The following is a 24826-nucleotide window of genomic DNA, read 5'->3' as shown; positions in this document are numbered from 1 at the left end:
GGACCGGCGGGCCGGGTCCGGGTCCGCTGTCGGTGGCAGGCCGTAGGGTCTGGTCCCATGGGGATCCCCGCACCACGCCCGTCCCGCCCGCCGCGCCCGCCGGAGTCGCTGTCTCCGTCACGCGCGGCCGACTTCATGCGCTGCCCGCTGCTGTACCGGCTGCGGGTGATCGACCGGGTGCCGGAGAAGCCGAGCCCGGCCGCCACCCGCGGCACGGTGGTGCACGCCGTGCTGGAGCGGCTCTTCGACGTGCCGGCCGCCGAGCGCACCGCCGAGCGGGCCCGCGCGCTGGTCCCGGTGGAGTGGGAGCGGCTGCTGGCGGCCCGCCCGGAGCTGGCCGGCCTCTTCGAGGCCGCCGAGGGGGCGGCCTCCGCGGGGGCGCTGGCGGAGTGGCTGGCCGGGGCCGAGCAGCTGGTCGAGCGCTGGTTCACGCTGGAGGACCCCACCCGCCTGGAGCCGGCCGAGCGCGAGCTGTACGTGGAGACGGTGCTGGAGTCCGGGCTGACCCTGCGCGGCTACGTGGACCGGCTGGACGTCGCACCGGCCACCGGCGACCTGCGGGTGGTGGACTACAAGACCGGCAAGGCACCGCGCCCGGAGTACGCGGACGAGCCGCTCTTCCAGATGAGGTTCTACGCGCTGGTGCTGTGGCGGCTGCGCGGGCTGGTGCCGCGCCGGCTCCAGCTGGTCTACCTCGGCAGCGGCGACGTCCGGACGTACGACCCGACGGAGGCGGACCTGCGGCTGACGGAGCGGCGGCTGCTGGCGCTGTGGCAGGCCATCCGGGAGGCCACCGAGTCCGGGGAGTGGCTGCCCCGGCGCACCCCGCTGTGCGGCTGGTGCGACCACCAGGCGCTGTGCCCGGAGTTCGGCGGCACTCCCCCGCCCTACCCGCTCCCCGTAGGCGGCCTGGAGCAGCCGGCGGTGGGCGACAATGGTGCGGTCTCATGAGGAGGAGTGCCCTGTGGCGATCCGCGTGCTGCTGGTGGACGACCAGCCGCTGCTGCGTACCGGCTTCCGGATGATCCTGGAGGCCGAGCCGGACCTGGCCGTGGTCGGCGAGGCCGGCGACGGCCAGCAGGCGCTGGACCAGGTGCGGGTGCTCCAGCCCGACGTGGTGCTCATGGACATCCGCATGCCGCGGATGGACGGGGTGGAGGCCACCCGGCAGATCACCGGCCCGGACCGCGCCGGACCGGCGAAGGTGCTGGTGCTCACCACCTTCGACCTGGACGAGTACGTGGTGGAGGCGCTGCGGGCCGGCGCGAGCGGCTTCCTGCTCAAGGACGCCCCCGCCGCGGAGCTGGTGCAGGCCATCCGGGTGGTCGCGGCGGGCGAGGCGACGCTCGCGCCGAGCGTCACCCGTCGGCTGCTGGACAAGTACGCGGGCCGGCTGCCGTCGGGCGACGAGACCGTGCCGCAGCCGCTGCACACGCTGACCGAGCGCGAGGTCGAGGTGCTGAAGCTGGTGGCCCGCGGCCTGTCGAACGCGGAGATCGCCGCCGAGCTGTTCGTCAGCGAGACGACCGTCAAGACGCACGTCGGGCACGTGCTGACGAAGCTCGCGCTGCGGGACCGGGTGCAGGCCGCCGTCTACGCCTACGAGAGCGGCCTGGTGCGGCCCGGCGCCTCCTGACGCCCCCGGGCTCCCCGGGCTCCCGGGGCTCCCGGGGCTCCCGGGCCCCCAGCATCCCTCGGCCCCGGTTCACGGGGTGGCACCCGCCCACCCGGCCCCCCGTCAGCCGTGCGAGGCCGCGGACCGGGCCGGGCCGGGTCCGGCGGCCGGGCGGGGTGAGCCCCCTCCCGGCCGCCGGACGGGCGCCTGGGCCGGTGCGACCGTCGTTCCGGCCCGGCCGTCACTCCGGCTCGGAGGTCACTCCGACGCGCCGCGGCCGAGCTCCCAGAACTGCGTGGTGCCCGTGCTGCTCTGCGCCCACTCGACGCCGGTGATGTCGGAGCGGGACACGATGTACTGGTTGCCCTGCCACAGCGGGATCATCGGCACGTCGTCGGCGACGATCTGCTGCGCCCGCTCGAACGCGTCGGCGGTCGCGCTGCGCGCGGCCTCCTGACGGGTCTCCGGCAGGATCGTGTCCTGGATCTCCTTGTTCTGGTAGGGCAGCGGAATAAACGTTTCCTTGTCCAGGAACGGCGCGACGTAGTTGTCCGGGTCGGGGAAGTCGGGAAGCCAGTCGACCGCGAACACCTGGTACTTGCCCGCGGCGGCGGCCTGGAGGAAGACGTTCCACTGCTCGGCCTCGGTCTTGACGTCGAACAGACCCGAGGCGTCGAGCTGCTTGGCGATCATCTGCGCCTCGGCCTTGTAGGCCGTACCACCCAGGTCCCGGCGGAAGTTGATGGTCAGCGGCACCTTGTCGGTGAAGCCGGCCTTCTGCAGGATCGAGCGGGCCTTGCTGGTGCTGGGATCGCCGTACTTGTCGAAGAACGAGTTGACGTGCGCGGTGGTGCCCTGCGGGACGATCGAGTACAGCGGCACGTCGGTGCGCTTGTAGATGTCGCGGGTGATCTCCTGACGGTCGATGAGCTGGGCGATCGCCTGGCGCACCGCGAGGTTCTTGAGCGAGCCGTCCTTGGTGTTGAGGAAGAGGTAGCGGGACTCGCCGCCGGCCACCTGGGTGAGCTTGACGCCGCTGGGGGGGTTGTCCTGGAGGGCCTGGATCTGGTCCGGCGCCAGCTCACGGGTCATCACGTCCAGCTGGCCGCTCTTGAGCGCGTCCTCCATCTTGTTGGAGTCCCCGTAGAGCTTCATCGTGACCGCACTGTTGTTGATCTTGTATATGCCCTTGTAGTGCGGGTTCTTGGTGAAGACGGCCTGCTTGTCCTGGGAGTAGGAGTTGAGGACGTAGGGCCCGGAGCCGACGACCCGCCAGCCGGTGAGCGTCTTCGTCGCCGAGTAGACCTGGTGGTCCACGATCGCGGCGGCGGGCGTGGCCAGCTTGGCCGGGAAGGTGGCGTCGGCCGCCTTGAGGTGGAAGACCACCACGCTGGCGCTGGGCGTCTCGACGGACTTGACGTCGGAGAGCAGCGAGGAGGGGCCGGCCGTCGCCTTCAGCGAGATGACCCGCTCCACGGAGAACTTGACGTCCTGGGAGGTCATCGGGTGCCCGTTGGAGAACTCCATGCCGCTGCGCAGCGTGCACTGGTACACCAGGCCCGAACTGTCCGCGTAGTGGCACTCCTTGGCCGCGTCCGGGGAGGGGGTGGTGCTGCCGCGCGGGTAGGCGAGCAGCTCCTGGAAGGTGTTGTAGAAGACCTGCCAGGTGTCGGCGTCGTACTCCGCGGCGGGGTCGAGCGGCGCCGGGTTGTCCTTGTTCAGCTCGATGCTGTCGGTGCTGCCGACGACGATGGGCTTGCCACCGCCGCTCCCTCCTCCGGAGCTGCCGCACCCGGTGACGACGGGTGCCAGCGCGCCCAGCAGGGCGGGCAGCACCAGAAGCTTGCGGTTCATCGTGGTCGTTCTCCTCTTGCCCGTGTACCTGTGGTGCGGTGCCCGCGCGGCCGGTCGGCGCCGTGGACGAACCGCCCGCGCACCCGGGCCGGGGGCCTCGGCGGTGGGCAGGGCGGACGTGTGGGGGCGCGGGCCACCGGGGCGTCCTGATGCGGCCTGCCGCCGGTATTCCAGCACATCCGGTGGGGCACGCTCGGGCGACGATACCGACATTGCCCTGCCCCAGCACCAACGGGAGGCCAAAGACGCCCGCCGGGCGGCCGGCGGGCGTCTTCGACCACACGCTCAGTGAAGGCGCGTGTTCACAGCGCGGAGGAACGGCACGGTCAGCTCCTCCAGCGAGCGCACCACGGTCCGGCCCGGCGCGGGCGGGATCGGCACCACGGACGGCACCGCGACGACCTGGCAGCCGGCCGCCTCGGCGGAGGCCACGCCGGTGGCGGTGTCCTCGACGACCACGCAGTGCGCCGGGTCGGCGCCGAGCCGGGCGGCGGCCAGCAGGTAGGGGTCCGGGTGCGGTTTGGTGCGGGCGATCTCGTCGCCGGCCAGGGTGAACGCGAAGTGCTCGCGGCCCAGGGTGCGCAGCATGGCGTCGATGGTGCGCCGGTGGGACGCGGACACCAGGGCGGTGGGCACGCCGTGGGCGGTGAGGTCGCCCAACAGCCGCAGCGCTCCGGGCATGAGGGGGGCGCCCGCGCGTTCCAGCAGCCGCTCGAAGGTGCTGTTGACGGCGGCGCTGAGCTCCCCGAGGGTGGCCCTGACACCGGTGGCCTCGATGAGGTGCCCGATGCTGCGGGCCATCGGGCCGCCGACCACCACCGCGCGGTGCGCCTCGTCCAGCACGTGGCCCAGCGCCGCGAACACCTCGGACTCCGCCGCCCACCACAGGCCCTCCGTGTCCACGAGGGTGCCGTCCAGGTCCAGCAGGACGGCCCAGGGCGTGCCGCCCTGGGCCGTGACGGTGTCGACCGCGGGAACGCTACTGGTCATGGGCCCCACTCCTCGGCTCCAGGGGGACACGAAGGCCGGTCGCCGCGCCCCGCTGGACCGCGGGACGGCGACCGGCCTCCGCCGGATCGTCCAGTCTACGTCGGGCCGCCCACGGCCGCCCGGTGGCCGCGGGGAGGTGTCCGGCCGGCGCCCGCACCGGCGGCCCGGCGGCCGGGGGCCAGGTCGGCGGGCGTTGCCCGTCGGTTGCCAGGTCGTCGGCGGGTGGCCGGGTCAGCGGGCGTTGAAGTACTTCGCCTCCGGGTGGTGGATGACGATGGCGTCCGTGGACTGCTCCGGGTGGAGCTGGAACTCCTCGGAGAGCTTCACCCCGATCCGCTCCGGCTCCAGGAGGTCGGCGATCTTCGCCCGGTCCTCCAGGTCGGGGCAGGCGCCGTAGCCCAGCGAGAAGCGGGCGCCGCGGTACTTCAGCTGGAACATGTCCTCGACGTCCGAGGGGTCCTCGCCTGAGAAGCCGAGCTCGCCGCGGACCCGGGCGTGCCAGTACTCGGCCAGCGCCTCGGCGAGCTGGACGGACAGGCCGTGCAGCTCCAGGTAGTCGCGGTAGGAGTCGCTGGCGAACAGCTCGTTGGCCGCGTCGGAGATCCGGTTGCCGACGGTGACCACCTGGAAGCCGACGACGTCGGTCTCGCCGGACTCCTCGGGCCGGAAGAAGTCGGCCAGGCACAGCCGCCGGCCCCGGCGCTGCCGGGGGAAGGTGAAGCGGGTGCGCTCGGTGCCGTCCTCGTGCAGGACGATCAGGTCGTCGCCCTTGGAGACGCACGGGAAGTAGCCGTAGGTGACGGCGGCTTCCAGCAGGCCCTCGGACTGGAGGCGGGTCAGCAGCCCGCGCAGCCGCGGCCTGCCCTCGGTCTCCACCAGCTCCTCGTAGCTGGGCCCGCCCACCCGGGACTGCTTCAGGCCCCACTGGCCCTTGAAGAGGGCGCCCTCGTCCAGCCAGGAGGCGTAGTCGGCGAGCTGGATGCCCTTGACGACCCGGCTGCCCCAGAACGGCGGGGTGGGCACCGGGTTGTCGGTGGCGACGTCGGAGCGGACCTGGCCGAGCGCGGCGTCCGGCTCCTGCTCGGGCTGCTCCCGGCGGGCCACCCGACGGGCCTTCAGCTCGGGCAGGGCGGCGCCGGGCACGCCGCGCTTGACGCCGATCAGGGCGTCCATCAGCCGCAGTCCCTCGAAGGCGTCCCGGGCGTAGCGGACCTCGCCCTGGTAGATCTCGTGCAGGTCCTGCTCGACGTAGGCGCGGGTGAGGGCGGCGCCGCCGAGGATCACCGGGTACTCGGCGGCCAGGCCGCGCTGGTTGAGCTCCTCCAGGTTCTCCTTCATGATCACCGTGGACTTCACCAGCAGCCCGGACATCCCGATGACGTCGGCCTTCTGCTCCTGCGCCGCCTCCAGGATCGCCGAGACGGGCTGCTTGATGCCCAGGTTGACGACGTTGTAGCCGTTGTTGGACAGGATGATGTCGACGAGGTTCTTGCCGATGTCGTGGACGTCGCCGCGCACGGTGGCCAGCACGATGGTGCCCTTGCCGCCGGTGTCGTCGCTCCGCTCCATGTGCGGCTCCAGGTAGGCCACCGCGGTCTTCATCACCTCGGCGGACTGGAGCACGAACGGCAGCTGCATCTGGCCGGAGCCGAACAGCTCGCCGACCACCTTCATGCCGTCCAGCAGCGTCTCGTTGACGATCTCCAGGGCGGGCCGCTCGGCCAGCGCCGCGTCGAGGTCGTCGGTGAGGCCGTTCTTCTCGCCGTCGATGATGCGGCGCTTGAGGCGCTCGTCCAGCGGCAGCGCGGCCAGCTCCTCGGCCTTGCCGGCCTTCATCGAGGAGGTGCTGACGCCCTCGAAGAGCTCCATCAGCCGCTGGAGCGGGTCGTAGCCCTCGGCGCGCCGGTCGTAGATCAGGTCGAGCGCGGCCTTGGCCTGCTCCTCCTCAAGGCGGGCGATCGGCAGGATCTTGGAGGCGTGCACGATCGCCGAGTCCAGGCCGGCCTTCACGCACTCGTCCAGGAAGACGGAGTTGAGGACCACGCGGGCGGCCGGGTTGAGGCCGAAGGAGATGTTGGACAGGCCGAGGGTGGTCTGTACCTCGGGGTGGCGGCGCTTGAGTTCGCGGATGGCCTCGATGGTGGCCACGCCGTCCTTGCGGGACTCCTCCTGGCCGGTGCAGATGGTGAAGGTGAGGCAGTCGATGAGGATGTCGGACTCGAGGATGCCCCAGTTGCCGGTGAGGTCGTCGATCAGCCGCTCGGCGATCTCGACCTTCTTCTCGACGGTGCGGGCCTGCCCCTCCTCGTCGATGGTCAGCGCGATCAGCGCGGCGCCGTGCTCCTGGGCCAGCCGCGTGACGCGGGCGAACCGGGAATCCGGGCCGTCGCCGTCCTCGTAGTTGACGGAGTTGAGCACCGCGCGGCCGCCGAGCTTCTCCAGGCCGGCCTGGAGGACGTCGACCTCGGTGGAGTCCAGCACGATCGGCAGCGTCGAGGCGGTGGCGAGCCGGCCGGCGATCTCCGCCATGTCGGCGGCGCCGTCCCGGCCCACGTAGTCGACGCACAGGTCGAGCAGGTGGGCCCCCTCGCGGATCTGGTCGCGCGCCATCTCCACGCAGTCCTCCCACCGGCCCTCCAGCATGGCCTCGCGGAACTTCTTGGAGCCGTTGGCGTTGGTGCGCTCGCCGATCGCCAGGTACGTGGTGTCCTGCCGGAAGGGCACGGTCTGGTAGAGCGACGCGGCGCCGGCCTCGGGGCGCGGGTTGCGCGGGGTGAGGTCGTGGCCGCCGATCCGCTCGACCAGCTGGCGCAGGTGCTCCGGCGTGGTGCCGCAGCAGCCGCCGACCAGGGACAGCCCGTACTCCTGGGCGAACACCTCGTGGGCGTCGGCCAGTTCGCTGGGCGACAGCGGGTAGTGGGCGCCGTCCTTGGTGAGGACCGGCAGGCCGGCGTTGGGCATGCAGGTCAGCGGGATGCGGGAGTGCCGGGCGAGGTAGCGCAGGTGCTCGCTCATCTCGGCCGGGCCCGTGGAGCAGTTCAGGCCGATCAGGTCGATCCCCAGCGGCTCCAGGGCGGTCAGCGCGGCGCCGATCTCGGAGCCGAGCAGCATCGTGCCGGTGGTCTCCACGGCGACCGAGCAGATCAGCGGCACCTGCACGCCCGCGGCGGCCATCGCCCGGCGGGAGCCGACGAGGGCGGCCTTGACCTGGAGCAGGTCCTGCATCGTCTCGACGACCAGGGCGTCGGCGCCGCCGGCGATCAGGCCGGCCGCGTTGGCCTCGTAGCCGTCGCGCAGCGTGGCGTAGGTGGTGTGGCCGAGGGTGGGCAGCTTCGTGCCCGGGCCGATGGAGCCGAGCACCCAGCGGCGGCGGCCGTCGGCGGCGAAGCCGTCGGCGACCTCGCGGGCCAGCCGGGCGCCGGCCTCGGACAGCTCCCCGATGCGGTCGGTGATGCCGTACTCGCCCATGGCGGAGTGGTTGGCGCCGAAGGTGTTGGTCTCCACGCAGTCCACGCCGGCCTGGAAGTACGCCTCGTGGACGGAGCGCACGATGTCCGGGCGGGTGACGTTGAGGACCTCGTTGCACCCTTCGAGCTGCTGGAAGTCGTCCAGCGTGGGGTCCTGTGCCTGGAGCATGGTGCCCATGGCGCCGTCGGCGACGACGACGCGCGAGGCGAGCGCCTCGCGCAGCGCGGCGATGCGGACGGGGTCCGCGGCGCTGGGCGCGGTGGACGCGGACGAGGACGGCGAGGCCATGTGCTGTCTCCCTGGATGCGACGGCTGTCGGCTATGCCGTGTCCGTCCCGGTCCGCGCTCGGGCCCCGGCGGACCGGCGACCCGCGCGCCCGCGGCGGACACGCACCCCGCCAGGGTAGCCGGAGCGCTTCGCCGAGGCCGCATCCCCGGTGCGGACGAGTGGCAACCGGCCCGCACACGGTGGCGTCCGGACGGCACACGGGTAGCGCACGGGTGGCGGAGAATCGACTCTCTGCGATGATGGGGGGCGCCACCGTTCGACAATGTCGAATGGGCCGGCGCACGCCGGCGCATGGTGGCGCACGTCCACCGGACCTCTACCGGCGCGTCGTCGCCCTTGCCCCGCCGTCCCCCGCGTGAGTTGTGGAGCCGCCCGTCATGCCAGGTCCCATCCAGTCGCTGGAACGCGCCGCGTCGATCCTGCGCCTGCTGGCCGGCGGGGAGCGCCGACTCGGGCTGTCGGACGTGGCGTCCTCGCTCGGCCTGGCCAAGGGCACCGCGCACGGCATCCTGCGCACGCTCCAGCAGGAGGGCTTCGTGGAGCAGGACCCGGCGACCGGCCGGTACCAGCTCGGCGCGGAGCTGCTGCGGCTGGGCAACAGCTACCTGGACGTGCACGAGTTGCGCGCCCGGGCCCTGGTGTGGACCGACGACCTGGCCCGGTCCAGCGGTGAGGCCGCGTACCTGGGGGTGCTGCACCAGCAGGGGGTGCTGGTGGTGCACCACGTCTTCCGGCCCGACGACAGCCGCCAGGTGCTGGAGGTGGGGGCCATGCAGCCGCTGCACTCCACCGCGCTGGGCAAGGTGCTCGCGGCCTTCGACCCGGTGGCCCACAACGAGGCGGCCGAGGGCGAGCGCGCGGCGCTGACCCCCCGCACGGTGACGGGGGCGGCGGAGTTCGAGGAGACGCTGGCGCTGGTGCGGGCGCAGGGCTGGGCGGCGGACCTGGAGGAGACGTGGGAGGGGGTGGCCTCCGTGGCCGCGCCCGTCTACGACCGGCGCCGGATGCCGGTGGGCGCGGTCGGGGTGACCGGCGCGGTGGAGCGGGTCTGCGAGGACGGCGCGGTCCGGCCCCGGCTGGTGGCCTCGGTCCGCGACTGCGCGCGGGCGGTCTCCCGGGATCTGGGGGCCGGCCGCTTCTGACCCGCGGGCCGCCTCCGGTCCGCGTTCGCGCTTCCGGTCCCGCGGCTCCGCGGGGGGTTTCCGCCGCCGGCCCGGCCCGCCCGGGAGCTCGGGGGCCGACGGACGCGCGCGCCTTCCAGGGGCGGGCGCGTGCCGGCGCCGGCGGCCCCTTCGAGGCGTGATTCCGGCGCGTCCGGGCAGGTGGGAGCCGTGCCGCCGGCTCCGTGGCGCCGTGCTGCCGGTGTGGCGAACCGTCCGTTACGCCGCTCTTGACCTCCGGAAGTCCACGTACGAGACTTTCGACCTGCGGTCGACAATGTCGAACACCGGATGGATTTCGAAGGTCGCCGCACCTGGACGTGAGACAAGGGAGTCGATGTGTCCAACGGCCACATAGTGATCGGCGAGCTCTTCGGGACCGCCGTCCTCATCCTGCTCGGCGGCGGCGTCTGCGCGGCCGTGACCCTCAAGCGGTCCAAGGCGCAGAGCGCCGGCTGGGTCGCGATCGCGTTCGGCTGGGGCTTCGCGGTGCTGGCCGGCGCGTACATCGCCAACGGCTACTCCGGCGGCCAGCTCAACCCGGCGGTTACGCTGGGCGTGGCGATCAAGACCGGCGAGTGGAGCACCGTGCCGTACTACCTGATCGGCCAGTTCGCCGGTGCGATCATCGGCGCGGTGCTGGTGTGGGGGGCCTATCTCGGCCAGTTCCAGGCCCACCTGACCGATCCGGAGGTCGTCGAGGGGCTGCGGGACGACCCGGCCGGCGGGCCGGTGCTGGGCGTCTTCTCCACCGGCCCGGAGATCCGCAACCCGGTGCAGAACCTGCTCACCGAGGCCATCGCGACCTTCGCGCTGGTGCTGTTCATCCTCACCCAGGGCATGACCAAGGGGCTGGCCCTCAACGGCCTGGGCATCCTGCTGACCTCGCTGGTGGTGGTGGGGATCGGCCTGTCGCTGGGCGGGCCGACCGGATACGCCATCAACCCGGCCCGCGACCTGGGCCCGCGGATCGTGCACGCGCTGCTGCCGCTGCCCAACAAGGGCCGTTCCGACTGGGGCTACGCCTGGATACCGGTGGTCGGCCCGCTGGTGGGCGCCGCCGTGGCCGGCGGGCTCTACCGGCTCGCCTTCACGTAACCGCCCGGGGTCTCCGGTCCCCGGGCGAGCGTCCCGGGGACCGCGGCCCCCGCCGGCCTCCCGTCCGCCGTCCAGGCCGGGCCGCCCGCCGTCCGGCCCGCGGCCCGGCAGCCCGCCCGCCGTGCCGCCGCCCGCGCCCGCCGTGCCGCCCGCCCGGCCGCGCCGCGGCCCGCACCGGCGCCGCCCACCCGTACCGAGGAGCACACCGTGACCGACGCCTCCACCACACCGACCCCCTCCCCCGCCGGCTCGCACGGCACCGGACCGTTCATCGCCGCCATCGACCAGGGCACCACTTCCAGCCGATGCATCGTCTTCGACCGTGACGGCCGGATCGTCGCCGTCGACCAGAAGGAGCACCAGCAGATCTTCCCCAAGCCGGGGTGGGTCGAACACGACGCGGCCGAGATCTGGGCCAACGTCCAGGAGGTGGTGGCCGGCGCCGTCGCGAAGGCCGGCCAGGACGTGCCCGGCTTCACCCCCGGCGACGTCAAGGCGATCGGCATCACCAACCAGCGCGAGACCACCCTGCTGTGGGACCGGCACACCGGCGAGCCCGTGCACAACGCCCTGGTGTGGCAGGACACCCGCACCGACGCCCTGTGCCGCGAGCTGGGCCGCACCGGCGGCCAGGACCGGTTCCGCGCCACCACCGGGCTGCCGCTGGCCTCCTACTTCGCCGGCCCGAAGATCCGCTGGCTGCTGGACAACGTCGAGGGGCTGCGGGAGCGGGCCGAGGCCGGGGACATCCTCTTCGGCACCATGGACTCCTGGGTCATCTGGAACCTGACCGGCGGCCCGGACGGCGGCGTCCACGTCACCGACGTCACCAACGCCTCCCGCACCCTGCTGATGGACCTGCGCACCCTCGACTGGGACCAGGAGATCCTCGACGCGATCGGCGTGCCGGCCGCGGTGCTGCCGCGGATCGGCTCCTCCTCCGAGGTGTACGGCACCACCGGCGTCGGCGGGCTGGACGACGTGCCGGTGGCCTCGGCGCTCGGCGACCAGCAGGCGGCGCTCTTCGGCCAGACCTGCTTCGCCCAGGGCGAGGCCAAGTCCACGTACGGCACCGGCACCTTCATGCTGATGAACACCGGTGACACCCCCGTGGACTCGCACAACGGCCTGATCACCACGGTCGGCTACCGGATCGGCGAGCAGCCGCCCGTCTACGCGCTGGAGGGCTCGATCGCGGTCACCGGCTCGCTGGTGCAGTGGATGCGCGACCAGATGGGGCTGATCAGCACCGCCGCCGAGATCGAGACGCTGGCCCTGACGGTGGAGGACAACGGCGGCGCCTACTTCGTGCCCGCCTTCTCCGGCCTGTTCGCCCCGTACTGGCGGGACGACGCGCGCGGCGTGATCGCCGGGCTGACCCGCTACGTCACCAAGGCGCACATCGCCCGGGCGGTGCTGGAGGCGACCGCCTGGCAGACCCGGGAGATCGCCGACGCGATGACCAAGGACTCCGGCGTCGAGCTGGCCGCGCTGAAGGTCGACGGCGGCATGACCTCCGACAACCTGCTCATGCAGACCCTCGCCGACGTGCTGGACGCTCCCGTGGTGCGCCCGATGGTCGCCGAGACCACCTGCCTGGGCGCCGCCTACGCGGCCGGCCTGGCCGTCGGCTTCTGGCCGGACACCGACGCGCTGCGGGCCAACTGGCGGCGGGCGGCGGAGTGGACGCCCGGCATGGACGCCGCGGTCCGCGACCGCGAGTACCGCAACTGGCTCAAGGCCGTGGAACGGACGATGGGCTGGATCGACGACGAGCCCGAGCCGCAGAAGAACAACCAGAACGCGCACGACGAGAACGACGAGAACTGAGGACGGCCATGGACACCCTGCAACGCGTTCCCTCGCTGGGGACGCACCCGACCGCCGGTGCCAACCCCGGGCGGGCCGAGACCCGGGAGCTGCTCGACCGGGCCGCGTTCGACCTGCTGGTGGTCGGCGGCGGCATCCTGGGCATCACCACCGCCTGGCACGCCGCGCAGTCGGGGCTGCGGGTGGCCATGGTGGACGCCGGGGACTTCGCCGGAGCGACGTCCTCGGCCTCGTCCAAGCTGCTCCACGGCGGGCTGCGCTACCTGCAGACCGGCGCGGTGCGGCTGGTGGCGGAGAACCACGTCGAGCGGCGTGCCGTCTCCCGGGACGTGGCCCCGCACCTGGCCCGGCCGCTCACCTTCTACCTGCCCGTCTACAAGGGCGGCCCGCACGGGGCGGCCAAGCTCGGCGCGGGCGTCTTCACGTACTCCGCCCTGTCGGCGTTCCGGGACGGCGTCGGGCACGTCGTCAGCCCGGCGCGCGCCGCCCGGGAGGTGCCGGAGCTGCGTACGGACGGCCTGCGGGCGGTCGCCGTCTACGAGGACGGGCAGATGAACGACGCCCGGATGGCGCTCATGGCGGTGCGGGCCGCCGTGGAGGCCGGTGCCACGGTGCTCAACCACGCGGAGGTGACCGGGCTGCGCACCACGGGCGGCCGGGTCACCGGCGCCGAGCTGCGGGACCGCACCGACGGCACCGAGTTCGGGGTGGACGCCCGGCTGGTGCTCAACGCGACGGGCCCCTGGGTGGACCACCTGCGGCGGATGGAGGACCCGGGCGCGGCGCCGTCGATCCGGCTGTCGAAGGGCGCGCACCTGGTGCTGCGGCGCACCGCCCCGTGGCGGGCGGCGCTGGCCACGCCGATCGACCGCTACCGCATCACGTTCGCGCTGCCCTGGGAGGACATGCTGCTGCTGGGTACCACCGACGAGCCGTACGAGAGCGACCCGGCGGACGTGGCGGCCACCGAGGCGGACGTGGCGCAGATCCTGGACGAGGCGTCGCTGTCCGTCCGCGACCAGCAGTTGTCGCGGGACCTGGTGGCCTACTCCTTCGCCGGACTGCGGGTGCTGCCGGGCGGGCCCGGGGACACTGCCACGGCCCGCCGGGAGACGGTGGTCACCGAGGGCCCGGGCGGCATGCTGTCGGTGGCGGGCGGCAAGTGGACCACCTTCCGGCACATCGGACGCACGGTGCTGGCCCGGCTCGCCGCGCTGCCCGACCGGCCGCTGGCCGGGGGGATGCAGCCGGTCTCCCGGCTGCCGCGGTTCGCCCCGCTGCCCGGGTTCGCCAACCCGGACGCGGTGGCGCACCGGCTGCTGGTGGACGGCGCCGAGGGCGGCCCGGCCATGGCGCCGGACACCGCCCGGCACCTGGCCGGGCACTACGGCTCACTCGCGTTCGACATCGCCCGGCTGGCCAACGAGGACCCGGCGCTGGCCGAACGCGTCCACCCGGACGCGCCGGAGATCTGGGCGCAGGTCGTCTACGCCCGGGACCGCGAGTGGGCGCTGGACGCGGACGACGTGCTGCGCCGCCGCACGACCCTGACCGTGCGCGGCCTGGACACGCCCGAGGTACGGGCGGGAGTGGAGCGCCTGCTGCGCGCCCGGGGCTGAGGGGGCGGGGCTGGGCGTCCGGAACCGGGGCGGGGCTGGGGCGCGGTCCGGCTGCGAACGGCGGGCCGCGCGCACCGGATACGTCGGAGTTCCGGCGGCACCGTCCGCCGAGGCCGCCGTGGTCGCGGCCTCGGCGGACAGTGCCGCCGGGCCGTTCCGGGGCGCGCGGCGGACCGGGGGCTCCGGCGGCGGACCGTTGTGAAATGGCGGGAGCCCGGCGCCGCGCGGGCTGTGGCGGGGTCGCGGGTGGTGGTGGAGCGATTCCGGAGGCTGTCCGGTGCGCGAGTTGCGGAAGGTTGGCCCTCCGGCCGGTTTCTGACTCATAATGGACTGATACATCGGAGGTCTGGCGCGCTCGGAGTGCCAGTCGGAGTGCCAGGAATCGGCACTGGACAGTGGGGAGGGCGGGCGCTGATGGCCGTCACAGATGAGGCAATCGAGAAGATCAAGGCGATGATCGTCTCGGGGGCGCTGCGCCCGGGCGACCGGCTGCCGAAGGAGAGCGAGCTCGCCGCCGAACTGGGGCTCTCCCGCAACTCGCTGCGGGAGGCGGTGCGGGCCCTGTCGCTGATCCGCATCCTGGACGTGCGCCAGGGGGACGGAACCTACGTCACCAGCCTCGACCCGCAGTTGCTGCTGGAGGCGCTGAGCTTCGTGGTGGACTTCCACCGCGACGACACCGTGCTGGAGTTCCTGGCGGTGCGGCGGATCCTGGAGCCGGCCGCCACGGCGATGGCGGCGACCCGGATCTCGCCGGAGGAGCTGGATGCCCTGGAGGGCAAGCTCGACGCCCTGGGCCCGACCCCTTCGGTGGAGGAGCTGGTCGCCTCCGACCTGGAGTTCCACCGCGGCATCGTGCAGGGCTCGGGCAACTCGGTGCTGTGCTCGCTGCTGGACGGCCTGTCCGGGCCGACCACCCGGGCGCGGGTGTGGCGCGGCCTCACCCAGGAGGACGCGGTCAGCCGCACCCTGCACGAGCACCGGGCGATCCTGTCGGCGCTGCGTGACGCCGACGCGGAGGCCGCCCGTTCCTGGGCCACCGTGCACGTGGCCAGCGTCGAGCAGTGGCTGCGCTCCACGCTCTGATCCCGCCTCGGGCGCGGGCCGCCCGGCCGGCCCCCGTGGGTCGGCCGGGCGGCGCCCGGTCCGCGGCCGGGAGCCGCGGGCCCGGGAGCGCGCGAGCGCCCCGGGCCCGCCCCCCGGGTCAGCCGCTCAGCCGCTCTGCGCCAGCCCGTAGACCCGCACGGCGTTGGCGCCGAGGACGCCGTCCCGTTCGGCGGGGGTGAGCTGGTCGAGGGCCTGGCCGGCCAGGGCGTACACGTCGGCGTAGGAGGCGGCGAGCGTGCACACCGGCCAGTCGGAGCCGAACAGCAGCCGCCCGGGGCCGAAGGCGTCCAGCAGGTGCCGGGCGTAGGGGAGCACGTCCGCCGGCCGCCAGGTGGTCCAGTCGGCCTCGGTGACCAGACCGGAGAGCTTGCAGGCGACGTTGGGCAGTGCGGCCAGCGCGGTCACGCCCGCCGCCCACGGCTCCCGCTCCCCCGCGGCGATCGGCGGCTTGGCGCCGTGGTCGAGGACGAAGCGGACCTCGGGCAGCTCGCGGACGGCCCGTTCGGCCGCGGCGAGTTCGCGCGGGGTGACCAGCAGGTCGTAGACCAGGCCGGCCGCGCCGACCGCGCGCAGCCCGGCGCGCACGTCGGGCCGGTCCAGCCAGTCCGGGTCGGGCTCGTCCTGCACCTGGTGGCGGATGCCGGCCAGCGGCCCGGCCGTCCGCAGCTCGGCCAGCTCCTGCCCCAGGCCGGGCGCCGTGAGGTCGGCCCAGCCGACGACGCCGGCGATCCGCCCGCCGGAGCCGGCCGCCTCGGCCAGCAGCTCGCGGGTCTCGGGCAGCGAGGAGCTGGACTGCACGACGACGGTGGCGTCGACGCCGTGCGCGTCGAGGTGCGGCTCCAGCTCGGCGAACCGGAAGGTCCGGCGCAGCGGCGCCAGTTGCTCGGCGGCCTGCCACGCCTGCGGCCGCGCGCCGAGGTCCCACAGGTGGTGGTGGGCGTCGATCCGCACGGCGCTCACCGCTCCCCGCCGTTACCGCCGGCCGCGGCGGCGTGCCCGGCGGCGTTGGCGGCCACCACCGAGGACAGCGGCAGCGGCACGTCCGCGTCCAGCAGCCCGCGCTCGACCAGCGCGGGCCACAGCTCGTCGGGGATGGGCCGGGCGAACATCGCGGCGTTGTCCCGGGCCTCGGCCGCGCCGGCCGCGCCGACCAGCGCGGAGACCACGGACGGGTGGGCGAACGGGTAGCGCAGCGCCGCCGCCCGCAGCGGCACCCCGAACTCGGCGCAGACGGCGGCGATGGACTGCGCCCGGCGCAGGAGTTCCTCGGGCGCCGGAGTGTAGTTGTAGGGGGCGCCGGGCCGGGGGTCGGCCAGCAGCCCGGAGTTGTAGACGCCGCCGACGACCACCTTCGTACCGCGCCGCTCGCACACCGGCAGCAGGTCGTCGTAGGCGGTGCGCTCCAGCAGCGTCCACCGCCCGGCGCACAGCACCACGTCGACGTCGAGGTCGGCGACCAGCCGGGCCAGCACGCCGCTGACGTTCATGCCGAAGCCGATGGCCTTCACCACGCCCTGCTCGCGCAGCGCGGCCAGCGCCGGGAAGCCGGTGGCGTACACCTCGGGCAGGTGGTCCTCGACGTCGTGCAGGTAGACGATGTCGACGCTGTCCACGCCCAGCCGGTTCAGCGAGCCCTCCAGGGTCGCCTGGATGCCGCCGGCGGAGAAGTCCCAGACCCGGGCGCGGCGCGGGGAGTCGGTGAAGCCCTGCTCGTCGGGGGACTCCCCCGGCTCCAGGTCGCGCAGCCGCCGTCCGACCTTGGTGGACAGCACGTAGGAGGCGCGGTCCCGGCCGGCCAGGGCCCGTCCCAGGCGCTCCTCGGAGCGGCCCAGGCCGTAGTGGGGCGCGGTGTCCAGGTAGGCGGGCGCGTCGCCGGCGGCGTCGAAGGCCGCCGCGACGGTGGCCTCGGCCTCCTCGTCGGAGACGGCGCGGTAGAGGTTCGCCAGCGGGGCGCAGCCGAGGCCGAGCCGGGGCAGTGCCGGTACGGGCATGGGTGGTCTCTCTCCTTGCGGTCCGTGCGGGCGCCGGTACGGGGTGGTGGCGGTACGGGGCCGGACACGGATGGCGGACGTGCGGGTGTGCGGGTGTGCCGACGTGCGGTGCGCGGGTGTGCGGGTGCGGGCGTCCCGGGCGGCGGACGGAGGGGGAACGAGCGGGAGCAGACGGGACGGGGGAAGAGGCGGAGCGGGGAACAGGACGGGCCCCGGAGGGCCGCGGGCGGTGTGCCCGCGACCCTCCGGGGCCGGTGCCCGGATGCCGGAGGCGGCTGCCGCCCCCGGTGTCCGGGCCGGGTCAGTCCTCCTGCTCGCCGCTGGCGAAGCGGGAGATGATCAGCGCGACGATGATGATGGCACCGTAGAGGAACTGGTCCCACAGCGGCGGCACACCGCCCAGCGTCATCACGTTGACCACGAGCTGCAGGGCGACGACGCCGGTGAGCGCGCCGAACAGGGTGCCGCGGCCGCCGTTGAGGCTGACCCCGCCGATGACGGTGGCGGCGAAGACCTGGAAGATCCAGTTCTGGCCCTGCGTGGAGGAGATGGCGCCGTAGTGGCCGACATACAGGATGCCGGCGAACGCGGCCAGCACCGAGGCGATGATGAGCACCGTCCAGGTGATCAGGTCCACCCGGATGCCGGCGGCGCGGGCCGCCTCCTTGTTGCCGCCGATCGCGTACAGCGCCCGGCCGTGCCGCATGTAGCCCAGCCCGAGGCCGCCGGCCACGAACAGCACCAGGCAGAGCCAGATCGCCGCGGGGGCGCCCAGCCAGGTCGCGCCGCCCAGGTAGGAGAAGGACTTGGGGACCTCGACGATGGACTTGCCCTGGGAGATGCCGACCTGGAGGCCGCGCAGCATGGTCAGCATGCCGAGGGTGGCGATGAAGCCGTTCACCCGCAGCCGCAGGATCATGAAGCCGTTGAACCCGCCGACCAGCACGCCCACCAGCAGGCAGAGCGGGATCGACATCCAGCCGGGCAGTGCCCCGATGCCGTGGTAGGTGGCCGAACCGGTGCTCGGCATCACCAGCCACATGGCGATCACCGGGGCCACACCGATGGTGGACTCCAGCGACAGGTCCATCCGGCCCAGGATGAGGATCATCGCCTCGCCCAGCACCAGCAGGCTCAGCTCGCTGCACTGCTGGAGGACGCCGATGAGGTTGTCCGAGGTGAGGAAGGTCGGCGAGACGATGAAGCCGACCACGCCCACGATCAGGATCACCGGGATCAGTGACAGGTCCCGGTAGTTGCCGAGCCGCAGCCGCGGCGCGGCCCGTTTCGACTGCAGCTCGGGGGCGGCCGGGTCGGCCGTCAGCTGGCTGGTGTCACTCATTGCCGTCGACTCCCTTGTCGCCGCCCGCGGGCAGCCCTTCCATCGCCGAGACCAGGTCCCGGTCGTTCCATCCGCTGCCGAACTCGGCGATCACCCGTCCGTGGAAGAGGGCGATCACCCGGTCGCACACCCGCAGGTCGTCCAGTTCGTCGGAGACGATGACGGCGGCGTCGCCGCGGTCGGCGACCCCCCGTACCACGCCCAGCAGGGCGTCCTTGGACTTCACGTCGACCCCCGCGGTGGGCCTGATGGCCACCAGTACCCGGGGTTCGCGGGCCAGCGCGCGGGCGATGACCACTTTCTGCTGGTTGCCGCCGGACAGGTCGGACACCGGCTGCGCCGGCCCCGAGGTCTTGATGTCCAGCGAGTCGATCATGCCCTGCGCGAACCGCCTGGTGCGGCCCGGCAGGACGGTCCCGTACGGGCCGAGCTGGTCGGTCACCGTGAGGGTGGCGTTCTCCGCGACGCTGCGGCCGAGCACCAGGCCCTGCCGGTGCCGGTCCTCGGGCACGTAGCCGATGCCGGCGTCCAGCGCCTTGGGAACGCTGCCGGGCTTCACCGGCCGGCCGCCCACCAGGGTGCGGCCGCCGGTGGCGCGGCGCAGGCCCGCCAGGGTCTCGCCGAGCGCGGTGTTGCCGCTGGCGGTGGCGCCGGCCAGGCCGACCACCTCGCCGGGCCGCACCTCGAAGTCCAGCGGCTCGAACGCGCCCTCCAGGGCGAGCCCCTCGGTGCGCAGCACCGCCTCCGCCGGCTCGGCGCCGGCCGGCGCCGCGGCCTTCGCCCCGGCGTGCCAGGCGACCTTGGCCTGCGCCGCCTCGCCCGTCATCGCCTCCACCAGCTCCGACTTGCCGAGCTCGGCGACCGGCGCGGTGAGCACGTGCCGGGCGTCGCGGTAGACGGTGACGGTGGTGCAGAGGTCGTAGACCTCCTGGAGGTGGTGCGAGATGAACAGGAACGCGACGCCCTGGTCCTGGAGTTCGCGCAGCTTGGTGAAGAGGCGGTCGATGCCGCCCGCGTCGAGCTGCGCGGTGGGCTCGTCGAGGATGATGAACCGGGCGCCGAACGACAGCGCGCGGGCGATCTCCACGAACTGGCCCTGCTCCACGGTGAGGTCGGCGGCCAGCGCGGTCGGGTCGACGTCCACCCCGTACTCGCCGAGCAGGTCGCGGGCCCGGTCCCGCAGCGCCGACCAGCGGATGCGGCCGACGCCGCCGAAGCGGTTGAGGAACAGGTTCTCCGCGACGGTGAGCTGCGGAACCACCATCGACTTCTGGTAGACGCAGGCCACCTTGGACTGCCAGGCGGCGGTGTCCCCCGGGGCGGGGGCGGGCTCGCCCTGGAAGGCGACCCGCCCCTCGTCGGGGGTCTGGAGCCCGGTCAGCACCGACACCAGCGTCGACTTGCCGGCGCCGTTGCGGCCGACCAGTGCGTGCGAGTCGCCGGCCTTCACGGTGATGCCGACGCCGTTGAGCGCGACCGTGGCCCCGAACTTCTTGACGATGCCCTCCGCGTGGACCGCGGCGGGCGCTGCGGCCTCACCCATGGGTCAGCTCTTCCCCATCTGGTTCGCCCAGAGGTTGGGGTCGTCCACGTTCGCCTTGGTCACCAGGGGCGCGGGGAGCTGGTCCTCCAACCCGTTGGGGATGCTGATGATGTTCGAGCCGTGGTCGGTCGGGCCGGGCGTGAAGGTCTTGCCCTCGGTCGCCGCCTTGGCGTAGTACAGCGCGTACTTGGCGTAGGTGTCGGCGGGCTGGGAGATGGTGGCGTCGATCTCGCCGGCCTTGATGGCCTTGAACTCCTCGGGGATGCCGTCGTTGGAGATGATGGTGATGTGGCCCGGGCTGCCGGCCGGCTTGAGCAGGCCCTTCTGCTTCAGCAGCGCCAGCGTGGGCTGCAGGAAGACGCCGCCGGCCTGCATGTAGATGCCGTTGAGGTCCGGGTTGGACGCCAGCGTGGTCTGGAGCTTGGCCGAGGCGGTGGCGCCGTCCCAGTTGGTGGGCAGCGCGATCACCTTGATGGCGGGGAACTTGCTCTTCATGCAGGAGGCGAACGCCTCCGAGCGGTCCCGGCCGTTGATCGAGGACAGGTCGCCCTCGAACTCGGCGATCTTGCCCTTGCCCTTGAGCTGCTGGCCCAGGTACTCGCAGGCCTTCTCGCCGTAGGCACGGTTGTCGGCGCGCACCACCATGTACACCTTGCCCTTGTCGGGGCGGGTGTCGACGCTGATCACCGGGATGTTCTTCTTGGCCAGCTGGTCGAGCGTGGAGGCGACCGCGCCGGTGTCCTGGGGGGCCATGACGATCGCCTTGGCGCCCTCGTTGGCGAAGCTGTCGACGTTGGCGACGAGCTTGCCGATGTCGTTCTGCGAGTTGGTGCGCGGCAGGGCGGAGACGGCGCCCGCCTTGACGTCCTTCTCGATATAGCTGTTGTAGGAGTTCCAGAAGTCGCTGTCGGAGCGGGGCAGGTCGATGCCCACCTTGCCGGACGAGGAGGAGGAGGAGCCTCCGGCCTTGCTGTCGTCGCTGCCTCTGTTGCATCCGGCGAGCGCGGTGACCGCGAGCAGTGCGGCGCACGCCGCCACGGTCGTGGTGCGCAGTCTCATCGTCGAGTCCTGACCTTCCGGTTGTGTTGTTCGGCTCGATGCGGGGGGGTTGGGCGCCGCACGGGACGGGCCGCGTCCGTTCCCGCGGGTTCTTCGCGGGTGTCGCTGGGGTGTTCCTCGGTGGAGCTGGTGTTCCTCGGTGGAGCTGGTGGAGCTGGGGTAGGGCTCGGGTGGAACGGGGCGGTACGGGTCAGGAGCCGGCCGGCCGCAGCCGAAGGCCCTGCATGCCGCCGTCGACGGCGATCGAGGCGCCGGTGGTGCTGGCGGCGGCGGGGCTGGCCAGGTGGACGATCGCCGCCGCCACCTCCTCGGCGCTGACCAGACGGCCCATCGGCTGCCGGGCGTTGAGCGCGGCCCGCTCGGCGCCCGGGTCGTCGGCCTGGTCCAGCAGCCGGCCGACCCACGGCGTGTCGGCGGTGCCGGGGTTGACGCAGTTGACGCGCACGCCCTCGCGGACGTGGTCCGCGGCCATCGCCAGCGTCAGCGCGAGCACCGCGCCCTTGCTGGCGCTGTACAGGGCCCGCTGCGGCAGCCCGGCGGTGGCGGCGATGGAGCAGGTGTGCGTGATGGACGCGCTGCCCGGGCGGACGGCGGCGGCCCGCCGCAGGTGCGGCAGGGCGGCGCGGGCGGTGCGCACCAGGCCCACCACGTTGATGTCCAGGACCCGCTGCCACTCGTCGTCGGCGTTGGACTCGACGGTGCCGACGGCGCCGATGCCGGCGTTGCCCACCAGGATGTGCAGGCTGCCGAGTTCGGCCACGGCCTGCGCGACGGCGGCCCGCACGTCCTCGTCGGAGGTGACGTCGGCCTGCACCGGCACGGTGCCCTCGGGCGCGCCGGAGGGGTCGCGGTCCAGTACGGCGACGCGGGCGCCGCGGGCGGCCAGCAGCCGGGCGGTCGCGGCGCCGATGCCGGAGGCGCCACCGGTGACCAGGGCGGTCAGGCCGGTCAGGTCGTACGGGTCGGCGGGCAGGGCCGCGGAGGCGGTGTCGGGGGTGGCGTCGGTCATCGGGCGAGCTCCTGTCGGGCCACCCAGACCGGGCCGTCCGGGTAGCGGTAGTCGGTGAGGGTGGCGTCCACCATGCGGGCGGAGAAGCCGGGGGCGGCGGGCGCCTGGTAGCGGCCCTCGGCCATGACGACGGGGTCGGTGAAGTGCTCGTGCAGGTGCGGGACGTACTCGATCACCCGGTCGTCCCAGGTGCCGGAGACGGCCACGTAGTCGAACATCGACAGGTGCTGCACCAGCTCGCACAGGCCCACGCCGCCGGCGTGCGGGCAGACCGGCACGCCGAACTTGGCGGCGAGCAGCAGGATGGCCACGTTCTCGTTGACGCCGGCCACCCGGGCCGCGTCGATCTGCACGAAGTCCACGGCGCCGGCCTGCAGCAGCTGCTTGAAGACCACCCGGTTGGCGACGTGCTCGCCGGTGGCGACCCGGACCGGCTGGCCGGCCCGCACGGCGGCGTGCGCGAGGACGTCGTCGGGGCTGGTGGGCTCCTCGATCCAGTAGGGGTCGAACGGCGCCAGCGCCCGCATCCAGGCGACGGCCTCGTGGACGTCCCACCGCTGGTTGGCGTCCACCGCGATCCGCACGTCCGGGCCGACCGCCTCGCGGGCCAGCCGCATCCGGCGGATGTCGTCGTCGAGTGAGGCGCCGACCTTCAGCTTGATCTGGGTGAAGCCGTCCTCGACGGCCTCCTTGGCCAGCCGGGTCAGCTTGTCGTCGGTGTAGCCGAGCCAGCCCGGCTCGGTGGTGTAGGCCGGGTAGCCGAGCTCCCTCAGCCGCGCGGCGCGCTCGGCGCGGCCGGGCTCGGCGCGGCGCAGGATCTCCAGCGCCTCGTCGCGGGTGAGGGCGTCGCTGAGGTAGCGGAAGTCGACGAGGTCGACGATCTGCTCCGGAGTCATCCCGGACAGCAGCTCCCACACCGGCTTCCCGGCCTGGCGGCCGGCGAGGTCCCAGGCGGCGTTGACCACTGCGCCGGCGGCCATGTGCATCACGCCCTTCTCGGGCCCGAGCCACCGCAGTTGGGAGTCGTGGGTGAGCAGCTTGTAGAAGTCGCCAAGACCCCCCGTGACACTGTCCACCGCGCGCCCGACGACGTAGGGTCGCAGTGCCTCGATCGCGGCGGCGACGACGTCGTTGCCACGACCGATGGTGAAGCACAGGCCGTAACCCGCCAGGCCGTCGGGCGAGTCGGTACGGAGCACCACGTAGGCGGCGGAGTAGTCGGGGTCGGGGTTCATGGCGTCCGAGCCGTCGAGCTGCTCCGAGGTCGGAAAGCGGATGTCGTAGACGTCGACCTCGGTGATGGTCGGACTCATGCACACTCCCGTCGCAAGACATCGGATCTTTTTTCGGTGATCCGATGTATAGCGGCGGACGGGCTCACTCGTCCAGGGGGATGCGGCAAATTTATGGACGGCCGCCGGGGCGAATCGGTCTACAGGTCGGATGTCTACGGCCTGCACGTGGTCGGCAAGTGACCGGTAAGTGACGATCTCCGCCATACCGTCACTGACCTGCCCGCCTCGCGCGCCGCCGGGTGCGCGCAGGCTGCGAACCCTGGGGGGTGACGCCGTAGGCTGGTGCCGCACGTTGATGGATCAGCAGCCGGTGGGCGGACGGCACAGCCGCCGGACGCCGGCCGGAAGGAGGCGCTGGGTGATCGAGCTCGAGGGGGTGCCCGAGCTGATCGACCCGGTCATGGTGGCCGCGTTCGAGGGCTGGAACGACGCCGGCGACGCGGCCTCCACCGCGGTCGACCACTTGGACCGGGAGTTCGGCGGCGAGGTCTTCGCGGCCCTCGACGCCGAGGACTACTACGACTTCCAGGTCAACCGGCCCACCGTGTGGATGGACGGCGGCGTCCGCAAGATCACCTGGCCGACGACCCGGCTGTCGGTGGTCCGCGTCAAGTCGCCCAAGCCCCGCGACCTGGTGCTGGTGCGCGGTATCGAACCGAGCATGCGCTGGCGGTCGTTCTGCAACGAGCTGCTGGGCTTCGCGCACGAGCTGGGCGTGGAGATGGTGGTGGTCCTGGGCGCGCTGCTCGGGGACACCCCGCACACCCGCCCGGTCCCCGTCACCGGGGTCACCTCGGACCCGGACCTGGCCACGTCGATGAACCTGGAGGAGTCCCGCTACGAGGGCCCCACCGGCATCGTCGGCATCCTCCAGGAGGCGTGCACGCACGCGGGCATCCCGGCGGTCAGCCTGTGGGCCGCCGTCCCGCACTACGTCTCGCAGCCGCCGAACCCGAAGGCCACCCTGGCCCTGCTCAACCGGCTGGAGGACCTCCTCGACCTGCGCATCCCGCAGGGGGAGCTGCCCGAGGACGCCCGCGCCTGGCAGGTGGGGGTGGACCAGCTGGCCGCCGAGGACACCGAGGTCGCCGAGTACGTCCAGACGCTGGAGGAGGCCCGCGACACCGCGGAGCTGCCGGAGGCGTCGGGCGAGGCCATCGCCAAGGAGTTCGAGCGCTACCTGCGCCGCCGCGAGCCCGGCGGGTACGCCACCAGCGAGGGCGCCGAGCGGTCGCCCCACTTCCGCCCCTCCGAGCCGGGCCGCGGCGGTCCGGACGACGGCCCGGACACCAGCAACCCGGGCGGCGGCACTTCGGACGGCGCCGCCGAGGACACCGGGACCGCCGAAAACGGGGAGGACGCCGGGGACCCGCGGGAGCCGCGGTCGCCCGAGCAGCCGGAGGCCGAGAGCTCGTCCGCGCCCGAGAAGGGTGACGGGCCCGAGAAGGGCTCCGGCGACGGCGCCGGCGACGGCTCCCCGGCCGAGAAGCGCGAGGGCGACAGCCCCGAAGAGGACTGACCGGCCCGGGACACGGCGGCGGACGGTCGGCGGCGGGA

General features: G+C 73.4%; 18 protein-coding genes. 8 read left to right on the top strand and 10 right to left on the bottom strand.

The window, feature by feature from the left end:
• The first annotated feature begins 57 nt into the window (after positions 1-57).
• On the top strand, positions 58-951 hold the full coding sequence (locus BS72_RS27110) for a RecB family exonuclease (protein ID WP_063836145.1): 894 nt from the start codon (positions 58-60) through the stop codon (positions 949-951).
• A gap of 13 nt (positions 952-964) precedes the next feature.
• Positions 965-1636: a response regulator gene (locus BS72_RS27105; RefSeq protein ID WP_037914369.1), complete on the top strand. Its 672-nt coding sequence runs from the start codon at positions 965-967 to the stop codon at positions 1634-1636.
• Positions 1637-1873: 237 nt separating this feature from the next.
• On the opposite strand, the gene BS72_RS27100 is transcribed toward BS72_RS27105, so the two are convergent.
• The 3 genes from BS72_RS27100 to metH form a co-directional block, all read right to left on the bottom strand.
• Positions 1874-3469, bottom strand: coding sequence for an ABC transporter substrate-binding protein (locus BS72_RS27100; protein ID WP_037914368.1), 1596 nt, complete (start codon positions 3467-3469; stop codon positions 1874-1876).
• Between the two features lie 285 nt (positions 3470-3754).
• Complete coding sequence (locus BS72_RS27095) at positions 3755-4459, bottom strand: HAD family hydrolase (protein ID WP_037914367.1); 705 nt, start codon at positions 4457-4459, stop codon at positions 3755-3757.
• A gap of 231 nt (positions 4460-4690) precedes the next feature.
• The gene (gene metH, locus BS72_RS27090; protein WP_037914365.1) at positions 4691-8215 is read right to left on the bottom strand and encodes a methionine synthase; all 3525 of its coding nucleotides are present in this window, start codon (positions 8213-8215) and stop codon (positions 4691-4693) included.
• Between the two features lie 378 nt (positions 8216-8593).
• On the opposite strand from metH, the gene BS72_RS27085 reads away from it, so the two are divergent.
• From BS72_RS27085 to BS72_RS27060, 5 genes are all read left to right on the top strand, one after another.
• Positions 8594-9358 (top strand): IclR family transcriptional regulator, encoded by a 765-nt coding sequence (locus BS72_RS27085; RefSeq protein ID WP_037914363.1) that lies wholly within the window; start codon positions 8594-8596, stop codon positions 9356-9358.
• A gap of 357 nt (positions 9359-9715) precedes the next feature.
• Complete coding sequence (locus tag BS72_RS27080) at positions 9716-10474, top strand: MIP/aquaporin family protein (RefSeq protein WP_037914362.1); 759 nt, start codon at positions 9716-9718, stop codon at positions 10472-10474.
• Positions 10475-10681: 207 nt separating this feature from the next.
• Positions 10682-12304 (top strand): glycerol kinase GlpK, encoded by a 1623-nt coding sequence (gene glpK / locus BS72_RS27070; RefSeq protein ID WP_051951760.1) that lies wholly within the window; start codon positions 10682-10684, stop codon positions 12302-12304.
• Between the two features lie 8 nt (positions 12305-12312).
• Positions 12313-13923, top strand: a complete 1611-nt coding sequence (locus BS72_RS27065; protein ID WP_037914360.1) for a glycerol-3-phosphate dehydrogenase/oxidase — start codon at positions 12313-12315, stop codon at positions 13921-13923.
• Positions 13924-14337: 414 nt separating this feature from the next.
• Positions 14338-15009 (top strand): FadR/GntR family transcriptional regulator, encoded by a 672-nt coding sequence (locus tag BS72_RS27060; RefSeq protein ID WP_037914358.1) that lies wholly within the window; start codon positions 14338-14340, stop codon positions 15007-15009.
• A 126-nt stretch (positions 15010-15135) separates the two neighbouring features.
• Here BS72_RS27060 and BS72_RS27055 read toward each other — a convergent pair whose 3' ends face one another.
• The 7 genes from BS72_RS27055 to BS72_RS27025 form a co-directional block, all read right to left on the bottom strand.
• Positions 15136-15981 (bottom strand): amidohydrolase family protein, encoded by an 846-nt coding sequence (locus tag BS72_RS27055; RefSeq protein WP_078901928.1) that lies wholly within the window; start codon positions 15979-15981, stop codon positions 15136-15138.
• A gap of 5 nt (positions 15982-15986) precedes the next feature.
• Entirely contained in the window at positions 15987-17021 is a 1035-nt protein-coding gene (locus BS72_RS27050) for an aldo/keto reductase (protein WP_051951759.1), read from the bottom strand.
• Between the two features lie 301 nt (positions 17022-17322).
• A complete protein-coding gene (locus tag BS72_RS27045) occupies positions 17323-18363 on the bottom strand; it encodes an ABC transporter permease (RefSeq protein ID WP_037914356.1) in 1041 nt (346 codons plus the stop codon).
• Positions 18356-19906 (bottom strand): sugar ABC transporter ATP-binding protein, encoded by a 1551-nt coding sequence (locus BS72_RS27040; protein ID WP_037914354.1) that lies wholly within the window; start codon positions 19904-19906, stop codon positions 18356-18358. Before BS72_RS27040 ends, BS72_RS27045 begins: the two co-directional genes overlap by 8 nt.
• A gap of 3 nt (positions 19907-19909) precedes the next feature.
• The gene (locus BS72_RS27035) at positions 19910-20965 is read right to left on the bottom strand and encodes a sugar ABC transporter substrate-binding protein (RefSeq protein WP_037914352.1); all 1056 of its coding nucleotides are present in this window, start codon (positions 20963-20965) and stop codon (positions 19910-19912) included.
• A gap of 190 nt (positions 20966-21155) precedes the next feature.
• On the bottom strand, positions 21156-21974 hold the full coding sequence (locus BS72_RS27030) for an SDR family NAD(P)-dependent oxidoreductase (protein WP_078901668.1): 819 nt from the start codon (positions 21972-21974) through the stop codon (positions 21156-21158).
• Entirely contained in the window at positions 21971-23287 is a 1317-nt protein-coding gene (locus BS72_RS27025) for an L-fuconate dehydratase (RefSeq protein ID WP_037914347.1), read from the bottom strand. Before BS72_RS27025 ends, BS72_RS27030 begins: the two co-directional genes overlap by 4 nt.
• A 340-nt stretch (positions 23288-23627) precedes the next feature.
• Here BS72_RS27025 and BS72_RS27020 point away from each other — a divergent pair, with 340 nt between their 5' ends.
• Positions 23628-24788, top strand: a complete 1161-nt coding sequence (locus BS72_RS27020) for a PAC2 family protein (protein WP_078901667.1) — start codon at positions 23628-23630, stop codon at positions 24786-24788.
• Positions 24789-24826 lie beyond the last annotated feature (38 nt).

Source organism: Actinacidiphila yeochonensis CN732 (genome assembly GCF_000745345.1).
Taxonomy (GTDB): domain Bacteria; phylum Actinomycetota; class Actinomycetes; order Streptomycetales; family Streptomycetaceae; genus Actinacidiphila; species Actinacidiphila yeochonensis.
Note: the sequence above shows the minus strand (reverse complement) of the source record. Positions and strands in the feature narration are given on the sequence as shown.

Excerpts from the sequence above, each read along its gene's own strand:
- BS72_RS27030 (WP_078901668.1), bottom strand. The coding sequence starts at position 21,974 with ATGACCGACGCCACCCCCGACACCGCCTCCGCGGCCCTGCCCGCCGAC.
- BS72_RS27110 (WP_063836145.1), top strand. The coding sequence starts at position 58 with ATGGGGATCCCCGCACCACGCCCGTCCCGCCCGCCGCGCCCGCCGGAG.
- BS72_RS27045 (WP_037914356.1), bottom strand. The coding sequence starts at position 18,363 with ATGAGTGACACCAGCCAGCTGACGGCCGACCCGGCCGCCCCCGAGCTG.
- BS72_RS27095 (WP_037914367.1), bottom strand. The coding sequence starts at position 4,459 with ATGACCAGTAGCGTTCCCGCGGTCGACACCGTCACGGCCCAGGGCGGC.
- BS72_RS27085 (WP_037914363.1), top strand. The coding sequence starts at position 8,594 with ATGCCAGGTCCCATCCAGTCGCTGGAACGCGCCGCGTCGATCCTGCGC.
- BS72_RS27025 (WP_037914347.1), bottom strand. The coding sequence starts at position 23,287 with ATGAGTCCGACCATCACCGAGGTCGACGTCTACGACATCCGCTTTCCG.
- BS72_RS27060 (WP_037914358.1), top strand. The coding sequence starts at position 14,338 with ATGGCCGTCACAGATGAGGCAATCGAGAAGATCAAGGCGATGATCGTC.
- metH (WP_037914365.1), bottom strand. The coding sequence starts at position 8,215 with ATGGCCTCGCCGTCCTCGTCCGCGTCCACCGCGCCCAGCGCCGCGGAC.
- BS72_RS27100 (WP_037914368.1), bottom strand. The coding sequence starts at position 3,469 with ATGAACCGCAAGCTTCTGGTGCTGCCCGCCCTGCTGGGCGCGCTGGCA.
- BS72_RS27035 (WP_037914352.1), bottom strand. The coding sequence starts at position 20,965 with ATGAGACTGCGCACCACGACCGTGGCGGCGTGCGCCGCACTGCTCGCG.
- BS72_RS27050 (WP_051951759.1), bottom strand. The coding sequence starts at position 17,021 with ATGCCCGTACCGGCACTGCCCCGGCTCGGCCTCGGCTGCGCCCCGCTG.
- BS72_RS27040 (WP_037914354.1), bottom strand. The coding sequence starts at position 19,906 with ATGGGTGAGGCCGCAGCGCCCGCCGCGGTCCACGCGGAGGGCATCGTC.
- BS72_RS27065 (WP_037914360.1), top strand. The coding sequence starts at position 12,313 with ATGGACACCCTGCAACGCGTTCCCTCGCTGGGGACGCACCCGACCGCC.